The organism is Streptomyces malaysiense, assembly GCF_000980885.2.
Classification (GTDB): Bacteria; Actinomycetota; Actinomycetes; order Streptomycetales; family Streptomycetaceae; genus Streptomyces; species Streptomyces malaysiense.
On sequence record NZ_LBDA02000090.1, the window covers coordinates 23271 to 39576 of the forward strand.

Below are 16306 nucleotides of genomic sequence, written 5' to 3' on the forward strand. Positions count from 1 at the left end.
TGGTGGGTGGAGGAGGAGCCGCAGGACCGGGCCGGCGGCTCCCCACACATCGGTTCAGGACGTCACGCGAACTTGACGTCGACCTTGTAGACACCGGGCCGCTCGGCGGTGACGGTGGCCTCGCCCTGGGCGCCGTTGTACATGCCGGTTCCACCCTCGACCACGGCCTTGAACCGGTAGGGGTAGTCCATGGGGTTGGCGTCGATGACGGCCTGGGTGCTCAGGTTGAGCTCGTCACCGTTGTCGAAGACGACGTACGCACCGCAGTCGGCGTCCACCTTCGTCGGGCTCTCGACACCGTCGATGCCGCACGTGTCGAAGGTCCGGCCGATCACCCGGCCCTGGGCGTCGAACACCGGCCCGTTGCCGGCGAACCCGGCGCCCAGGGTCGGCGACTGCGGGATGGAGGTGTTCCTCGTGTAGTCGATGGTGAAGCTCAGCGGCGCGGGCGTCGCCGCCAGGGCCGGTGCCGCACCCGCGACGCCCAGCGCGCCGACGAGGGACGCGGTGGCGACGGCGGAGGCGATGCGCCTGCCCACAACAACTCTGTACATGAACTCTCCTTGGACATCTCGGGCCCGTTGCCCGACGACCAGGGCACAGTTGATCACAGGTCGCAGTTGCTTGATCACCAACCGTGACGGAGTGTCGGAGGTGAGGTGTTCGTGGATTTCACTACGGGGGCGCACGCTCGGGGGCGCGCGATTCTCCGTCGGGAGTGCCGTGGTGAGCGGGGAAGTTGTTCCGGTCGGCCACCAGGATCAGTCGAGAAGGGCGATGAGGCCGTTCACCCAGATCGCCAGGAAGGCGAGGGCCGCGACGAGGCATCCGGCGCCCGCGAGACAGCCGGTGAGGGACCTCGGCCGGCTCTCCTCCTCCCCGGCGGACGGCACCGTGTCCCAGTCGACGGGGCGCCCCAGGTCCTGGGAGCAGGCGGTACGCAGGGCCGCCAACCGCTCCCTGGCGAAGGCGGTCGCGGCGAGCGACTCGGAGCCCGTCCAGCCAAGGGCCCGCATCCGCCCGGCGGTTGTGCCGTACCTCGACTCGAAGGCCGCCGTCTCCGCCGCGTCGCGGTCCTCTTCGAGGTACATCCAGCGGCCGGCCTCGGCCGGTTCGCCGTACAGGCGGTACACCTCGGCCAGCCGTCGGCGCAGGGCCAGGTCGTCCGGGAACGAGGACACCAGGCCGCGCAGACGCTGGCGCGCGGCGGGGATGCGGCCGGCGGCCAGGTCTGCGTCAACCCGGGCGAGCGTGTCGTTCAACGGCATGGACGCATGATCGTTTACGGCCGTGTCCGCCGTCGACCCGGTTTTCCCGGTACGCGCGGGACCGTCCCGTATCCGCGGCGGTTCATCGCGCCGGCGCGGTGTCGAAGGCCACGAAGCGGAGTTCGGACGTGTAGCCGCGGCCCTGGTCGTCGGTGAGCCAGCTCTGTTCGGGAGTCGGGAGCATCTCGGTGAGGGTGACGGTGGCGGAGGGGTCCTTGCGGGCGAGTCGGCGCAGGGCCTTGGCGAGGATGGTGGTGTAGACGGGACTGTCGAAGTCGACGTAGAAGGGCCGGGATTCGGTCGGGGAGACGACGAAGACATAGCGGGGCAGGCCCAGTTCGGCCTGCCAGCGACGGGCGCCCACGAAGCGGCGGGCCTCGTCCTTCTCGTCGGCGAACGAGGCGTGCGCGGCCGGCAGGCGCCAGGTCTCACGGGCCACCACCAGCCGGTCCAGGGTGACGCGGGGGCTGTGGCCGGCCTGGGGCAGGATCTGGAAGAGGTCCATCGACAGGGTGGTCAGGACGTGGGAGAAGACGTCCAGCACGGGGAAGACGGAGCCGTCCGGGAGGCTGACCACGAGGTCGCCGTCCCGGTTCCGCACGGTCGCGTCGGCGCTGCGGACCGTCCGCGCGGGGTCCGCCGTGAAGTCGGCGAGGGCCACTTGACGGTCCTGGGGCCGCACGAGGGTGTGCCGGACGCGGGCGGACAGGCGGGCGCGGTGCTCCTTGGGGATCAGGGGCATCAGGCGCGGGTCCGGATGGTCGCGGTCGGTCAGGTCGAGGAGTTCGGCGATGTCCGGGTGCTGACAGGTGAACAGCGAGGCGCCCAACGTGTTGGACGCCATGTGGAGTTCGCCCAGGACCAAGGTGAAGTCACCGCGCTCGATCGCCTCCGTGCTCTCGGCGGCGATCAGCACGTCGGGGCTCAGGTAGCGGGCCGTCGTCCAGCCGTCGCCGCCGGACGCGAACCGCTCCCGTACCGCCGTCTCGATGCCGGCCGTCGGCACGGTCACTCGCCGGGCGCCCTCCGGCACCGCCAGGATCTGCCCCCAGCGGGCGGCGAACTCCCGCTGCAGTTCGGCTGACTTGGCACGGGCGGCGCCGTGCAGCACCGGGAGGCAGGCGAACCAGAAGGAGGCGAGGTCGACCGGGCCCTCGGCGGCCAGGCGGTCGTGGACGGCGCGTGTCTCCTCCCGGACGGTGGCGGCGAGCCCGGAGGTGAGCCAGGCCGCGCTGTCCATCAGCAGCTCCAGCGGACGCAGCGCTTCGAGCATCCCGGGGCCGAGGCGGGCGGTGGCGGCGCGCCGGGTGTCGGAGTAGACCAGCGAGCGACAGGGCGCGGTCGACGCGGACTTCTCCCGTACGGCGGCCGTGGCGGTCAGGTCGGTGAAGTCCTGTTCGAGGGCGGACAGGGCCTGGACGAGGGTGTCCACGTCGGTGGCCGCCGCCACATCGGCGCGGCCGCGCTCCAGCCGGTCCAGCGCCCGCAGGCCGCGCAGCCGGGGTCCGGGCGCGCCGACGGTCTCCAGCCAGGCGCGCAGGACACGGTCGGGGTGGGCGTCGGCGGGGATCTCCAGGCGCCAGACCACCCAGCGGCGGGCGACCAGGTCTGCCAGCACGGCGGGGACGTCGGTGTCCGGGAGTTCGGCGGCGATGGACCGGGCCGGGCGGGTGCCGTCGCAGCGGGCGAGGACGGCCGCCGTCTCGGTGGGCACGGTCGTCGGGCGCCGGCCGGGGACGCGGACACGGTCGCCGTCCAGCACGAGGAAGGGCACGCGTCGGGGGGCAATCCACTCGCGCAGCGCGGGGTCGGCGTCCAGCGCCCTGGCGAGGGCGTCGATCCCCCAACTCGCCCAGTACACGGTGGATTCGGCGATCAGTCCGGTTCCGGGGTCCACGCCGACCGTCCGGGCGCCGGAGTCCCAGCGGCCCCAGCCGACCGGGCCGAAGAAGCCGATGGTGTCGTTCTTCACGCAGAACCGCTGCCAGTAGTGCGCGACCAGCTCCTCGCGCTGACGCGGCATGCTGCTGCGGCTGTCCGCCGTCGGGGTCCAGCGCAGGAACGGGGCGATCCCGGAGGCGAGCACCGGCCGGTTCTGCCAGGCCACCGCCTCCCGGAAGGCCGGCGAACGGGCGATGTCCTGCAAGGTGTGCGCGGTCGCCACCGCGGCCTTGGTGAAGAGGCCGGCGAAGCCGGTCCACTCCGGGCCGTCGAGCGGCTCGCCGGCCCCGAACTTGTCGGCCGCCGCGGCCAGTCCGGGCGGGGCGAGGCGCAGCACGCCGTCGGCGGGGAAGCCCGCCCCGCGCAGGGCGAACTGCTCCCACAGCCGCCAACGGCCGAGGGACGGCACGAGATCTTCGGTCATGGCACGGCTCTCCTTGGCGAGCGCGGACGGACGGGAGCGACGACGGGGACGGGAGGCGCCGGAAGGAGCGCGACGCGAGGGGGAACAGGTCAGGCGGTGCCGTAGTCGGCCTCGACGACCTCGGCCAGCTCCAGCGGGGTCGGGTAGGCGAAGACCAGGGAGACCGGGACGTCGGCGCCGAGGACCTCCTGGAGGCGGCCGGTGATCTGGAACGCGGTGAGCGAGTCGCCGCCGGCCTCGTAGAAGTCGGTCTCGGCGGTGAGGTCGGGCAGGCGCAGCACGTCCCGGAAGATGTCGACCAGCAGGTCGGCGGTGACGACGGGGGTGGCGGCGGTGGCGTTCGGGGTCATGGCGTGGGCTCCTTCGTTTCCGTACGGATGAGGGTGTGGGTGGTGGCGCTGGTGCGGCCGTGGTGCGGGGTGTGCAGCCGGGCCGGCGTGTTGCCGCCCGAGACGATGGCCACGGCGCGTTCGCGGCGCCCGGCGCGCAGGGCGCCGGCCAGCGCGACGGCTCCGCTGGGTTCGGCGTCGACACCGAGGCGGTGCAGCAGGGCGGTGGCGGCGAGGATCTCCGCGTCGCCGACGGCGATCAGCTCGTCGACGCGGTCCCGGATGACCGGGTAGGGCACGGCTCCCGGGCTCTGTCCGCGCAGTCCGTCCGCGACGGTGGCGCAGGGCGGGAGGCGCACCGGGTGGCCGGCGGCCAGGGAGCGGGCGTAGCGCGGGGTGAGGGCGGGTTCGACGCCGACCACCCGGACCGGGTGGTCCGCGGCGGCGAGGCACAGGCCCGCGAGGAGTCCGCCGCCGCCGGTGGGGACGTAGACCGTCTCCGTGTCGGGGGCCGCGGCCAGGAGTTCGAGGCCGACGGTGCCCTGTCCGGCGACGACGAGGGGGTGGTCGGAGGACGGTACGAGGACGGCGCCCCGCTCGGCGGCGAGCGCGCGGGCCCGCTCCTCCCGTTCCGCCACTCCCCCGCCCACCTGGACGGTGTCGGCGCCGAGCGCGCGGATGGCGGCCGCCTTCGAGGGCAGCGCGCCGGCCGCGAGGACGACGGTCAGCCGGATGCCGAGCGTCCGGGCGATCCGGGCGAGGGCGATGCCGTGGTTGCCCGAGGAGCCGGTGACGACCCGGGCGGCGCCCAGCGCGAGGACGGCGTTGGCGGCTCCGCGCATCTTGAACGAGCCGCCGAGCTGGAGGTGTTCGGCCTTCAGCAGCAGCTCCGTCCCGTGCGCCGCGGTCACCGGGCCGCGCAGCAGGGGGGTGCGGACGACGTACGGCGCGATCCGGGAGGCGGCGGCCAGCAGGTCGGCCCTGCCCAGCGTCCCCGCTCCGGCTCCGGCTCCGGCTCCGGCTCCGGCTCCGGCCGCGATGATGTCCGTACCGGCCACGAGGGCCGCCGTGCTCCCGCCGGCTCCGCGGAGGGGCGCGCTCGCGGGGGCCCCCGGCCCGGCCGTGCTCATACCGGCCTCCCGGCCGCCAGCAGCCGGCGGTCGGCCTTGCCCCCGCGCGTCGTCGGCAGCGTCCGCAGGCGTACGAAGCGGCGCGGCATCAGGTGCGGGGGCAGGGTGCGGGCGAGGTGGCGGCGCAGGGCGGCGTCCGTGGTGTCCGACAGGGCCCCGGTGACATGGGCGAGCAGGTGGACGCGGCCCAGGTCGTCGGTGTGCGGGGTGACCACCGCGCCGGTGACGCCCGGGTGGGAGAGCAGGGCGCCCTCGATCTCGGCGGGGTCGACGCGGTAGCCGCGGATCTTGAGCTGGCGGTCGGTGCGGCCGGTGTAGTGCAGGCCGCCGGCGCCCCAGCGGCCGAGGTCGCCGGTGCGGTAGAGGCGGCTGCCGGGCGGGCCGAGGGGGTCGGGGACGAACGCGGCGGCGGTGCGGGCGGGCCGGCCGCCGTAGCCGCGGGTCACGCCGGTGCCGCCGATGTAGACCTCGCCGACGGTGCCCTCGGGGACCGGGGCGAGGGACGCGTCCAGGATGCGCACGACGGTGCCCTCGCGCGGGGCGCCGACGAGGTCGGTGGTGTGGTCGGGGGCGGCGGGCACGCTGTGCCGGGTGGTGGTCATGGTGCACTCGGTGGGGCCGTACTGGTTGACGAGCCGCCCGGGTACGAGGCGCCGGCCGCCCGCGGCGAGGAAGGGCCGCAGGGACTCGCCGCTGGAGGCGACCAGTGCGACGCCCGCGAGGGGTTCGGCCAGGTCGGTCTGTCCGCCCAGGTGGGTGAGGAAGGACGGGGTGACGCTGAGCAGCGCGGTCACCCCGTGCTCGCGGACGGTGGCGGCGAACTCCGCGGGGCGCAGCAGCCTGGCGCGGTCCACGATCACCAGCCGGGCGCCCGCGAGCAGCGGTACGAAGGTGTCCCGGATGGAGGCGTCGTAGCCGAGCGGCGCGGTCTGGAGGGCCACGGTGTCCGGGCCGAGGCCGAACGCCTCCGCGGTGTCCCGGAGATAGGCGTCGAGGCCGGCGTGTTCCACGAGCACGGCACTGGGTTCGCCGGTGCTGCCCGAGGTGTGGCTGACGTAGGCGAGTGCCTGGGGGTCGGCACCCGTGTCCGGGAGCGGGCCGCCCGTGGCCTGCTCCCGGTCCAGCAGGACGGTGGGTGTGCCCGGTTCGAGTGCCGGGGCGAGCCTGGAGTGGGTGAGCAGCAGCCGGGCGCCGGCGCCGCGGACGAAGGCCGTCAGCCGGTCGCGGGGCTGGCTCACGTCCAGGGTGAGGAAGGCGGCACCGCAGCGCAGCACGGCGGCCATGGCGGCGACCGCGTCGGTGCCGTGCTCCACGGCCACGGCGCAGACGGTCTCGGGCCGGACGCCGCGGTCGCGCAGCAGGCGGGCGATCTCCTCGATCCGGGCGGCCAGCCGCGCGTACGACACCTCGCCGGCCGGGGTGCTGAGCGCGGTGCGGCCGGGGTCTCGCAGGGCGTGGGCGGCGATGTCGTCGGCGACCGTGCGCATCACTGCTCCCCCGCGTCGGTCACGGTCATGTCGACGGCCACGAAACGGAGTTCGGAGGTGTAGCGGCTGCCCTCGTCGTCGGTGAGCCAGGCCTGCTCGGGGGTGGGCAGCATCTCGCTCACCTTGAGCCGGGCGCCGGGGTCCTTGCGGGCCAGCCTGCGGGCCGCCTTGGCCAGGATGGTGACGTACACGGGACTGTCGAAGTCGACGTAGAACGGCCGGGGTTCGGTCGGTGAGACCACGAACACGAACCGGGGCAGCTCATGCCGGCGCTGCCAGTGCCGGGCCTTCACGAAGCGGGCGGCCTCCGCCTTCTCGTCGGCGAAGTCGACCTCGGAGACCGGAAGTTGCCAGGTCTCGCGGGCCACGGTCATCCGGCCGAGCGTGATGCGCGGGGTGTGCTCGCCCTCGGGGCGCAGGGTGAAGCGGTCCATGACGCGCTGGGTGAGGGTGTTGGCGTAGGCGTCGAGCACGTCGTACGCGGTGCCGTCGGGCAGCACCGCGGTGAGCCGGCCGGCCCGGTCCTCGACCGGGACGTCGGCGCTGAGCACGGTGCGCGGGCGGTGCGGGTCGCCGGTCTGGTCGACCAGGGCGACGTAGTGGTCCCGGGGCCGGTCCAGGGAGGGTCGGCTGCGGGTGGACCACTTCAGGGGCAGCTCCTTGGGCAGCATGGGCAGCAGGCGAGGGCCGGGGAAGTCGCGGGTGGTCTCGGCGAGCAGCTCGTCGCGGTCGGGGTGCTGGTGCACGAACAGGGAGGCGCCCATGGTGTTGAGCGCGCAGTGCATCTCGCCGAGGACGAGGTCCACGTCGCCGCGGGCGAGGGCGGCCTCGTCGGCGGCCACCACCAGCACGTCGGGGCTGATGTAGCGGGCGAGCGACCAGCCGTCGCCGGGCTCGTCGAACTCGCGGCGGACCCGTTCGGCCAGCTCGGCGGTGGTCACCCGGACCCGGCGCGCGCCCTCGGGCAGTTCGAGGACGCGGGCCCACTTGGCGCGGAGTTCGGCCTGGATCGCGTCGATGAGGTCGCCCGCGTCCGGGTGCGGGGAGGGCAGGGTGTGCAGCCACAGGGTGCCCAGGTCGACCCGCGCGCCGCCGGCGCTCAGCCGCTGGTGCACGGTGTGCAGTCGGGCGCGGACGGCCTCGGCGAACCGGTTGGTCATCCAGCGGGCGGCGGTCAGGCACAGCTGGAGCGGTTCGAGGTGGTCCAGCAGCGCCGCACCGGTGGTGGCGGTGGCGGCGCGCCGGGCGTCGGAGTACACCAGCCCCCGGCAGGGCGCGGTGCGTTCGCCCTTGGCGCGCTGGGCCTCGCTGTCGGTCAGCGTCGCGAAGTCGGCCTCCAGCGCGGTGATCGCGGCGGTCAGCGCGGTGGCGTCGGTGCCGGCGGCACGGACCGCGTCCCGGCCGCGCTCCAGCACGGCGAGGCGCTCCAGCGCCGCGTCGCGCGGGCCCTGTTCGGGGACGCGCTCCAGGATGTCGCGCAGGGCGCGGTCGGGGTGGGTGGCGGCGGGCACCTCAAGCCGCCACTGCACCCAGCGGCGGGAGATCAGGTCCCGGACGATCCGCGTGACTTCGTCCTCGGGCAGATCGAGTTCGGCCGCGATGGCGGGCAGGTGCCGGGTGCCGTCGCAGCGTTCCAGTACGGCACGTTCACGGGCGTCGGCCGGCCGGGCGGGGCGGCCGGGCACCCGGACCGTGCCGTCCGCGCAGCCTACGAACGACACCCGGCGCGGCGGGATCCAGCGCATCAGCGCGCCGTCCGCGGCCAGGACCTTCGCCAGGGCGTCGATCGCCCAGCCGGAGAAGTACACCTCCCGGGCGGCGAGGAAGCCGTCGCCGGGGATCGTGGTGACGCCGCCCCGGTCGGTGAGGTCCCAGTGGCCCCAGCCGACCGGGCCGAAGAAGCCGATGGTGTCGTTCTTCACGCAGAACCGCTGCCAGTAGTGCGCGACCAGCTCCTCGCGCTGACGCGGCATGCTGCTGCGGCTGTCCGCCGTCGGGGTCCAGCGCAGGAACGGGGCGATCCCGGTGCGCAGGACGGCGGGGTTCTGCCAGGCGAGCGCGGCCTGGAAGCGGGGCTGGGCGGCGATCTCCTGGAGGTGGCGCGCGGTGTCCACGGCGGCCACCGCGAGGTCCTCCCTGAAGGCCGCCCACTCCGGTCCGGACAGTGCGCTCTCGGGGCCGAACTTGTCGGCGGCCTCGGCGAGTCCGGGCGGGGCGAGGCGCAGCACGCCGTCGGCGGGGAAGCCGGGGCCGCGGAGCGCGAACTGCTCCCACAGCCGCCAGCCTCCGCCCGGCAGCAGGACAGGTGCGTGCTCGTCCGACATCGCGTGCTCCTTCCGAATGGGGTGCGCGGGAATCGCGTGGCCCGGGGTTTCCGGGGTGCCGGGCGGCCCGCGACCGAACAGCACGGTCCCGCGTCGGGGCCATGGGTCACCAGGGAAGATCCGGCAGCAACGGGTGCCACCGCTTCGGCGCGTTCGTCCCTGACCCGGCGGTGCGGGGGCCGGGCACTCTTGCGTCGCCGGACCCTGATCCGCGGCCGGCCCATCACCTGCGGGAGGTTCACCGTGACGCAACCCAACTCCGCGAACGGCGCCGGCGGCGACGAGGCGCGCCCCGGCGGCGAGGACGTGTACCTCGTGGTGCGCAACGACGAGGAGCAGTACTCGATCTGGCGGGCGGACCGCGAGCTGCCGGCCGGCTGGCACCGGGAGGGCCGCGAGGGCAGCCGGCAGGAGTGCCTGGACCACATCGACGCGGTCTGGACGGACATGCGTCCGCTGAGCCTGCGCCGCCGGCTCGCCGGGGCCGATGTCTGAGGTCCGGCCGGCCCAGGTGCCGGCCAGGCCGGCCAACGCACCGCCGACGGCCCGGTTCGCGGCGGGGGCGGGCGACCCGCCGACGGCGGCGGGCGGCGTACTGACCACGCCCCGGATGCCCGCGGCACCGGGCGGCTCGCCCCGCTCGGCCGCGCCCCCCGGCCCCCTGTGCCCCGCCCTCCTGGACCTGCCCGGCCCGCGGTACCCGGCGTACCCCGTGGGCCCCCGGCCGCTGCGCGGTCCGCTGGAGCTGTACCTGACCGAGGTGGGCAGCCAGGACGACCGGTCGCTGCTGCGCGCCCAGGAGTTGCTGGACGCGCGGGAGCGGGCGCGGGCCCGTGCGTTCCGGCGGCCCCGGGACCGGGACGCGTACGTGATCGCGCACGCCACGCTGCGCGCCCTGCTCGGTCCCCTGCTGGGCGTCCCGGCGGACGAGCTGCCGCTGATACGGGAGCCGTGCGCGGGATGCGGGGGCCCGCACGGGCGGCCGGCGCTGCGCGCCCCGGGGGTGCACTTCTCCCTGTCGCACAGCGGGGACCTGGTGCTGGTGGCGCTCGCCGGCGCACCGGTCGGGGTCGACGTGGAGGGCGTGGCCACCGTGGAGGCGGTGCGCAGCGCGCAGTGCGCGCTGCACCCGGCGGAGGTGGCGGAACTGGCCCGGCTCCCGGCACACGAGCGGCAGGCGGCCTTCACCCGGACATGGGTGCGCAAGGAGGCCTACCTCAAGGGGCTGGGGACGGGACTGGTGCGCGATCCGGCCCTGGACCAGGTCGGCACCGGGCCGCGGCCCATGTCGCCGTCGCCCGACTGGAACCTGCGGGACGTCCTGGTCCCGGCGGGGTACGCGGCGGCCGTGGCGCTGCGACGGGAGTGAGGGCGCGGCGGGAGGACGAGCGCACGCGAAGACGGCGGGGACCGGTCCGACGACCGGTCCCCGCCGCGTCGTCCCCCGCCCGTCTTCGGGGGCGCGCCTTCACGACTCCCCCACGTCCGAACCACGTTCCCCGCGCTACGATCACCGCGTGACCGCCCCGGAACCCACCATCGTCGCCACCTCCGGAGGACATCGCGCCGCCGCACGCACCCGGGTGCTCTTCGACGCCCTGGTCCGGCACGCGGTGGATCTCTCCGGTGCGCACGGCAGGCGACCGCGCATCCTGTACGTCGGCACCGCGATCGGGGACGCCGAGCACGTCACGGCGCGGATGTCGGAGGCGGCCCGGGTGGCGGGCTTCGACCTGACGCCGCTGCATCTGTTCCCCATGCCGAACGTCGAGGACGTCGAGGGGACGGTCCTCGACCACGACGTGGTCTGGGTGATGGGCGGCTCGGTGGCGAACCTGCTCGCCGTGTGGCGGGTGCACGGGCTGGACGCGGTGATGCGGCGGGCCTGGCGGGCGGGGGTGGTGCTCGCCGGGGTGAGCGCGGGTTCCATCTGCTGGTTCGAGGGCGGTGCGACGGACTCCTACGGGCCCGAACTCCAACCGGTGACCGATGCGTTGGGGCTGCTGCCGTACGGAAACGGGGTGCACTACGACTCCGACCCGGGCCGGCGCCCGCTGATCCACCGGCTGGTCGCCGACGGCACCCTGCCCACGGCGCACTGCACCGACGACGGGGTGGGCCTGGTCTACCGGGGCACCGAACTGGTCGAGGCGGTCGCGGAGTTGCCGGACAAGGGCGCGTACGTGGTGCGCCGCGAGGACGGCCGGGCCGTGGAGGAGCGCATCACTCCCCGGCTGCTGCCGGCCTCCGGGACGTGACGGCCCCCGGGTCGCCGGCCGCCGCATCTCAGATCAGTCCGTGGCGCACCGCGCGCGCCACCGCGTGGGCCCGGTTGCGGGCGCCGAGCCTGGCCATGATCTCGTAGACGACGTTCTTCACGGTGTGCTCGGAGCAGTGCAGCAGCCGCGCGATGCCCGCGTTGCCGTGGCCCTCCGCCATGAGCCGCAGCACGGACATCTGACGGCTCGTCAGCGAGGGCGGCCGGTCCTCGTGCGCGGCGGCCGCGCCGGGGCCGGTGGTCAGCAGGTGGGACAGCTCCGGGTAGGGGATGCTCGGGTGCGGCGCCCCGGCGCGGCGGACGGCCGCCCTGAGGCTCTCCTCGGTGAGGTCCGCCCTGCGCAGCACGACGGCTCCGGCGCGCAGGGCCTGCAGCAGCCCGGCGCGGCCCACCGTGTCGCACACCAGCAGCAGCGGGCCGGGCAACCTGGTCACGCGCAGGGCCCGTTCGGCGTCGTCGGTGACGACGACGGTGACGGTCCCGGGCTGCCCGTGGCCGATCGCGCAGTCGAGGCCGGCCCGGCGGGCGAGTTCGCGCACCCGGTCCGCGTGCCGTGACGGCTGGACGCGCAGGGGCAGGGTCGTGGTCACTCCGCCGGGTGCGGCGGTCAGCGTGGCGGTCACAGCAGGCCCGCTCTCAGTGCGTAGGCGACCGCGTGGGCGCGGTTGCGCAGTCGGAAGCGCTGGGTGATGTCGTGCACGACGGTGGTCACGGTGCGGGGCGAGTAGGCGAGGCGCTGGGCGATCTCGGCCGTCTCGTGCCCGTCGGCGACCAGGCGCAGCACCGAGCGTTCGCGGTCGGAGAGCGATCCGCCGGCCCAGCCCCGCTCGGCGCCCTCGGGCTGGTCGAGAACCTGTTCGAGCAGGTCGGTGGGGACGGTGCAGTCGTCCTGGGCGGCGGCGAGCACCGCGTGGGCGAGGCGGGACGCGTCCGCGTCGCGGCGCAGCAGCAGGCCCCGGGCGCCGGCGGCGAGGGCGTGCAGGGCGTCTCCCGAGGCGAGCGAGCCGGCCACCAGGACGACCGCGGGACGCTTCGGCTGGGCGCGGGTGGTGCGCACCATGTCGAGTTCGGCCGGGCCGAGCCGGTCCACGGTGAGCACGGCGACCCGGGCGTTCCCGGGCTCGCACACGGTGAGTTCCGGGCAGGCGAGCAGGGTACTGCGGGTGCCGGCCTCCAGGACCTGGTCGAGTGCGACCACACCGACGGGTACGGGAACTCCCATCTTCTGCTCCTTGCAAGGTCGTTCGCCCGGTGGTGAGCACCGCGGGCGGCCTGTGGGGTACGACGCCCACCCTGCCGCCGCCGTCCGGGGGCGGGCATCGGTAGTCGGTCCCCACCTTTGTGGTGCGGGCCCGCCGGCGGGCGGTGGGGGCCGGCTCCGGCGCGGGGGTGCGCGGCTCCCGTGAGGGCGGGTGCGGCACCGGGCCCGGGGGCCGCCGCCCATGTGGGGCGCCCGCCGGGCGGCGTGGGGGCCCATATGGGGGTGGAGCGTACGGGTGGCGGCCGCGGGGGCGTGGGGGGGTGCCGCCGGGGACGTGTGGGTGACGGTCGTGGGGGTTATGGGTAGTACGGCTCCGACCTGCGGTTTCCCCATCCTTCGGGGTGGCCCCACCCAGGGGCGGGGAGGGGCCGGGAAGAATATGGGGGTCACTTCCCCATGTGGGGGTCGGCCCCCGTCTGGGACCTTCGTTGACGTGACTGAGACCGCCAGCCTCCCGACTCCCCGGAGCGCCGGCCTGCCGCTCGCCTGGTGGGCCCCGGCGCTTTCCCTCGCGGAGCGCCTCGCCGCCCCCGGCCGGCCGGCCGCGCCCGCCGACCCCGACGCCCCCGTCCGCGCCCCCTGGGCCGCCGGTGACGCCGAGGGATTCGCGCTGCGGCTGGCACACCTCGGGGTGGACGGCGCAACGGCGGCGGCCCTCGCCGCGGAGCCCGCGGAGCGGCTCGCCGCCCGCGCCGCGGAGCCCCGCTGGGCGCGGTACGTGGAGACGGCCCTGGACGCCGCCCCCGAGCACGGCGGGGAGCCGGCCACGGACGGTACGGGCGCCGAGGTCTTCGCCCACGTCGTACAGCCCCTCGTCGCCCCGGCCGCCGCGCGTCTGTCCACCCTGCTGCCGGGCTTCGCCGCAACCGAACGGACGGTGTGGCAGCGCGAGTTCGGCACCTGGCTGACCTCGCAGCTGGCGCGGCTGGCCGCTCGTACCCTCGTACGGGAGCTCGCCGGGGCACGGCGCGCCGGGCGGCTCGCGGGGGCGACCTCGCGGGAGCGGTTCGCGTCCTTCGTCGCCGGCGCGGGCACCCGGCGGGGGCTCGGCGAGCTGTTCGCCGCCTACCCGGTGCTGGCCCGGATGCTCGGCCAGACCGCGCTGGACGCCCTGGACGCGGCGGCCGAACTGGTCGTCCGCTTCCGGGCGGACCGGGACGAGCTGGTCGCCGCTCTCCTCGACGGACGCGAGCCGGGGGCGCTCACCCGCGTCGAACTCGGGCTGGGCGACGCCCACCAGGGCAACCGGTCGGTGGCCGTCCTGCGCTTCGCCGACGGCGCCCGTGTGGTGTACAAGCCGCGGCCGCTCGGCCAGCACGCCCTGCTGGACGAACTGGCGGCCTGGATGGACACCAAGGTGCCCGATCTCGCGCTGCGCACCGCGCGCACCGTGCGCCGGGAGGGCTACGGCTGGCTGGAGTTCGTGTCCCACCGCTGGTGCCGCTCGGTGACCGAGACCGACGCCTTCTACCGCCGCCAGGGTGTGCTGCTGGCGCTGCTCTACGCGGTGGACGGCGCCGACATGCACTACGAGAACGTCATCGCCTGCGGCGGCCAGCCGGTCCTGGTGGACGCCGAGACACTGCTGCACACCGGGCTCGGGCAGGCCATGACGGCCGGTGCCGACCCGGCCGCGGACGCCCTGCACACCTCCGTGCACCGCACCTGCCTGCTGCCTCATCTGCTGATCGGCGAGCACGGCGCGCTGGACATCTCGGCGCTCGGCCGCTCCACCGACGGCACCTTCCCCAGCGAGGGGCTGCACTGGGCGGACAGCGGCCGCGACACCATGCGCGCCGTGCGGGGGCCGCTGCTCAGCCCGGCCGCGCAGAACCAGCCGCTGCCCGACGGCCGCCCGCTGGACGGCGCGGACCACCGGGCTGCCCTGCTCGACGGATTCCGCACGGCGTACGCGGCCATCGCGGCGCACGGCGGCGAACTGATCGGCGAGGACGGCCCGCTGACGGCGGGCGCGGACAGCCCGGCACGGCTGATCGCCCGTGCCACCCGGCTGTACGCGACCCTGCTGGAGGAGTCCACGCATCCGGCGCTGCTCGGTGACGCGCTCGCCCGGGACGGGGTGTTCGCCGTGCTGTGGACCGAGTCCGAGCACGACCGGGCGCGCTCGCGGCTCATCGAGCACGAGACGGCCGACCTGTGGCGCGGCGACGTCCCCCTGTTCACCCATCGGCCGTCCGGAACGGGGGTCCGGACGGCCGACGGGACCTGGCTGGCCGATGTGCTGCCGGAGGCGAGCCTGACCGCGGTGCGCAAGAAGATCGCGCGGATGGACGAGATCGACTGCCGCGACCAGGAGTGGATCGTCTCGGCGACCCTGGCCGCCCGGGGCGCCTGCGACCCGGCGGACCGGCCGCGGTCGGCGCTGGCCGTGGCGACCGTGCCGGCCGTCGTGCCCGACGCCTCCCGGCTGCTGGCCGCGGTGTGCGGGATCGCCGACGACATCGCCGCGCGTGCGGTACGCGACGGCGGCCGCGCCAACTGGCTCGGTCTGGAGCGGGTCTCGGGCCCGCACTGGGCGGTGCTGCCGATGGGCGCCGGGCTCGCGCAGGGCTACTGCGGGGTCGCGCTCTTCCTCGCCCACACCGGCGCGCTGACCGGCGCCGACCGGTACACCGCGCTGGCCCGGGAGGCGGTACGGCCGCTGCCCGCCCTGCTGACGGCCCTGGCCGCCGACCCCGAACTGGGCGCGGCGGCGGGCCCCGGCGCCTACGACGGTCTCGGCGGTGTCTGCTACGCGCTGGTCCGGCTGTCGGCGCTGCTGGGCGGCGAGTCGACCCGGTGTCTGCCGGACGCGCTCACCGCGCTCGCCCACGCGGCGGCCGGGTGCACGGACCCGGGGCTGGCCGGGGGTACGGCCGGGGCGCTGGCCGCCGCCGTCGCCGTGCACGAGGCGGCCGGGACCCCGGGCGCGCTGGAGCTGGCCGACGCCCTGGCGGACCGGCTGTGCCAGGCGGGGCCGGTGACGGACGCCGGTTTCGCGGACGGCGCCGCGGGGATCGGCTGGTCACTGCTGCGGTACGCGGCCGCCCGGCCGGAGCGGTCCGCGGCGCACGCGAGCGCCGGCCGGGCCCTGCTCGACGGCGCGGCCCTGCGGGCTCGGGACGCGGACACCGATCCGTCGTGGGCGCGCGGGCTCGCCGGAGTGGCGGCCGCCGCCTCGTCCCTCACCGAACTCCCCTCCTGCGCGGCCGGGTTCTCGGCCCGGCTGCGGGACGCCGGGGTCGGGCCCGACCTCAGCCTCGGCCAGGGTGCCCTCGGCACGCTGGAAGCCCTCTCGGTCCTGGCCGAGCGGGGCGACACCCCGGCCGCCGAGGCCCTGACCCTGCGCACCGGCCAGGCGCTCGCGTTCGTCGAGGCGCAGGGCCACCGCTGCGCCACCCCCGACCACGTTCCCTCCCCCGGGCTGCTGACCGGTCTGTCCGGCATCGGCTACGGACTGCTCCGTCTGGCCCACCCCGACTCCGTGCCCTCCGTCCTGCTCCTGGGACACCCCGGCCGGTAGGGCAACCGACCGACCTCGTCGCCCGTCTCCGCCTCCGCCCCCGCGCCCACCCGCGCGGGACCACCTGAAGGGGATCACCTCATGGACAAGAACCTCACCGCCACCGCCGCCGACGTCGACGAGAACGCCGCGGACGAGCAGGACGCGGCCGGTGGCATCACCCTCAAGGGCCGCAACCGCGCCTGCGCCCGTGCCCGGGTGCTGGCCGGAATGGTCCTCACCAGCGGCCTTGTCATCACGCTGAGCACCATCGACACCTCGGTCTCCGCTCCCCGGTAGGCGACCGCCGGCTGCCACAGGCGTGATGGCGCGGACCCGTCCTGCGGGTCCGCGCCGCCGTG

14 protein-coding genes are annotated in these 16306 nt (G+C 75.7%); 5 read left to right on the forward strand and 9 right to left on the reverse strand.

Translation table 11 applies throughout. The features are described 5' to 3' along the window. Positions 1-62: 62 nt before the first annotated feature. The 7 genes from VT52_RS30765 to VT52_RS30795 form a co-directional block, all read right to left on the reverse strand. Positions 63-689 carry a toxin YdaT family protein gene (locus VT52_RS30765; RefSeq protein ID WP_420856317.1) on the reverse strand — a complete coding sequence of 209 codons (627 nt, stop codon included), beginning with the start codon at positions 687-689 and terminating at the stop codon, positions 63-65. 72 nt (positions 690-761) lie between these two features. Then, complete coding sequence (locus tag VT52_RS30770) at positions 762-1268, reverse strand: DUF6584 family protein (protein WP_046426114.1); 507 nt, start codon at positions 1266-1268, stop codon at positions 762-764. Between the two features lie 82 nt (positions 1269-1350). Then, a complete protein-coding gene (locus VT52_RS30775; protein WP_046426116.1) occupies positions 1351-3633 on the reverse strand; it encodes a lantibiotic dehydratase in 2283 nt (760 codons plus the stop codon). Positions 3634-3722: 89 nt separating this feature from the next. Beyond that, positions 3723-3983: an acyl carrier protein gene (locus tag VT52_RS30780; RefSeq protein ID WP_046426118.1), complete on the reverse strand. Its 261-nt coding sequence runs from the start codon at positions 3981-3983 to the stop codon at positions 3723-3725. Beyond that, complete coding sequence (locus tag VT52_RS30785; RefSeq protein WP_079175383.1) at positions 3980-5092, reverse strand: threonine ammonia-lyase; 1113 nt, start codon at positions 5090-5092, stop codon at positions 3980-3982. The genes VT52_RS30780 and VT52_RS30785 overlap by 4 nt, the downstream gene beginning before the upstream one ends. Further along, positions 5089-6579: an amino acid adenylation domain-containing protein gene (locus VT52_RS30790; RefSeq protein ID WP_046426119.1), complete on the reverse strand. Its 1491-nt coding sequence runs from the start codon at positions 6577-6579 to the stop codon at positions 5089-5091. The genes VT52_RS30785 and VT52_RS30790 overlap by 4 nt, the downstream gene beginning before the upstream one ends. Then, positions 6579-8903, reverse strand: a complete 2325-nt coding sequence (locus tag VT52_RS30795; RefSeq protein WP_046426121.1) for a lantibiotic dehydratase — start codon at positions 8901-8903, stop codon at positions 6579-6581. Before VT52_RS30795 ends, VT52_RS30790 begins: the two co-directional genes overlap by 1 nt. Before the next feature lie 243 nt (positions 8904-9146). Between VT52_RS30795 and VT52_RS30800 the strand changes: the two genes are divergently transcribed. From VT52_RS30800 to VT52_RS30810, 3 genes are all read left to right on the forward strand, one after another. Beyond that, positions 9147-9398 (forward strand): MbtH family protein, encoded by a 252-nt coding sequence (locus VT52_RS30800; RefSeq protein WP_046426123.1) that lies wholly within the window; start codon positions 9147-9149, stop codon positions 9396-9398. Continuing rightward, entirely contained in the window at positions 9391-10272 is an 882-nt protein-coding gene (locus VT52_RS30805; protein ID WP_240509946.1) for a 4'-phosphopantetheinyl transferase family protein, read from the forward strand. The genes VT52_RS30800 and VT52_RS30805 overlap by 8 nt, the downstream gene beginning before the upstream one ends. A 148-nt stretch (positions 10273-10420) precedes the next feature. Then, positions 10421-11161 carry a Type 1 glutamine amidotransferase-like domain-containing protein gene (locus VT52_RS30810; RefSeq protein ID WP_046424819.1) on the forward strand — a complete coding sequence of 247 codons (741 nt, stop codon included), beginning with the start codon at positions 10421-10423 and terminating at the stop codon, positions 11159-11161. Positions 11162-11189: 28 nt separating this feature from the next. On the opposite strand, the gene VT52_RS30815 is transcribed toward VT52_RS30810, so the two are convergent. Both VT52_RS30815 and VT52_RS30820 read right to left on the reverse strand, forming a co-directional pair. Then, on the reverse strand, positions 11190-11804 hold the full coding sequence (locus tag VT52_RS30815; protein ID WP_053055613.1) for a response regulator transcription factor: 615 nt from the start codon (positions 11802-11804) through the stop codon (positions 11190-11192). Beyond that, complete coding sequence (locus VT52_RS30820) at positions 11801-12403, reverse strand: response regulator transcription factor (RefSeq protein WP_046424816.1); 603 nt, start codon at positions 12401-12403, stop codon at positions 11801-11803. The genes VT52_RS30815 and VT52_RS30820 overlap by 4 nt, the downstream gene beginning before the upstream one ends. A 472-nt stretch (positions 12404-12875) precedes the next feature. Between VT52_RS30820 and VT52_RS30825 the strand changes: the two genes are divergently transcribed. Further along, positions 12876-15965, forward strand: a complete 3090-nt coding sequence (locus VT52_RS30825) for a type 2 lanthipeptide synthetase LanM family protein (RefSeq protein ID WP_046424814.1) — start codon at positions 12876-12878, stop codon at positions 15963-15965. Between the two features lie 81 nt (positions 15966-16046). Continuing rightward, positions 16047-16244 carry a hypothetical protein gene (locus VT52_RS30830; RefSeq protein WP_046424812.1) on the forward strand — a complete coding sequence of 66 codons (198 nt, stop codon included), beginning with the start codon at positions 16047-16049 and terminating at the stop codon, positions 16242-16244. Positions 16245-16306: the final 62 nt, after the last annotated feature.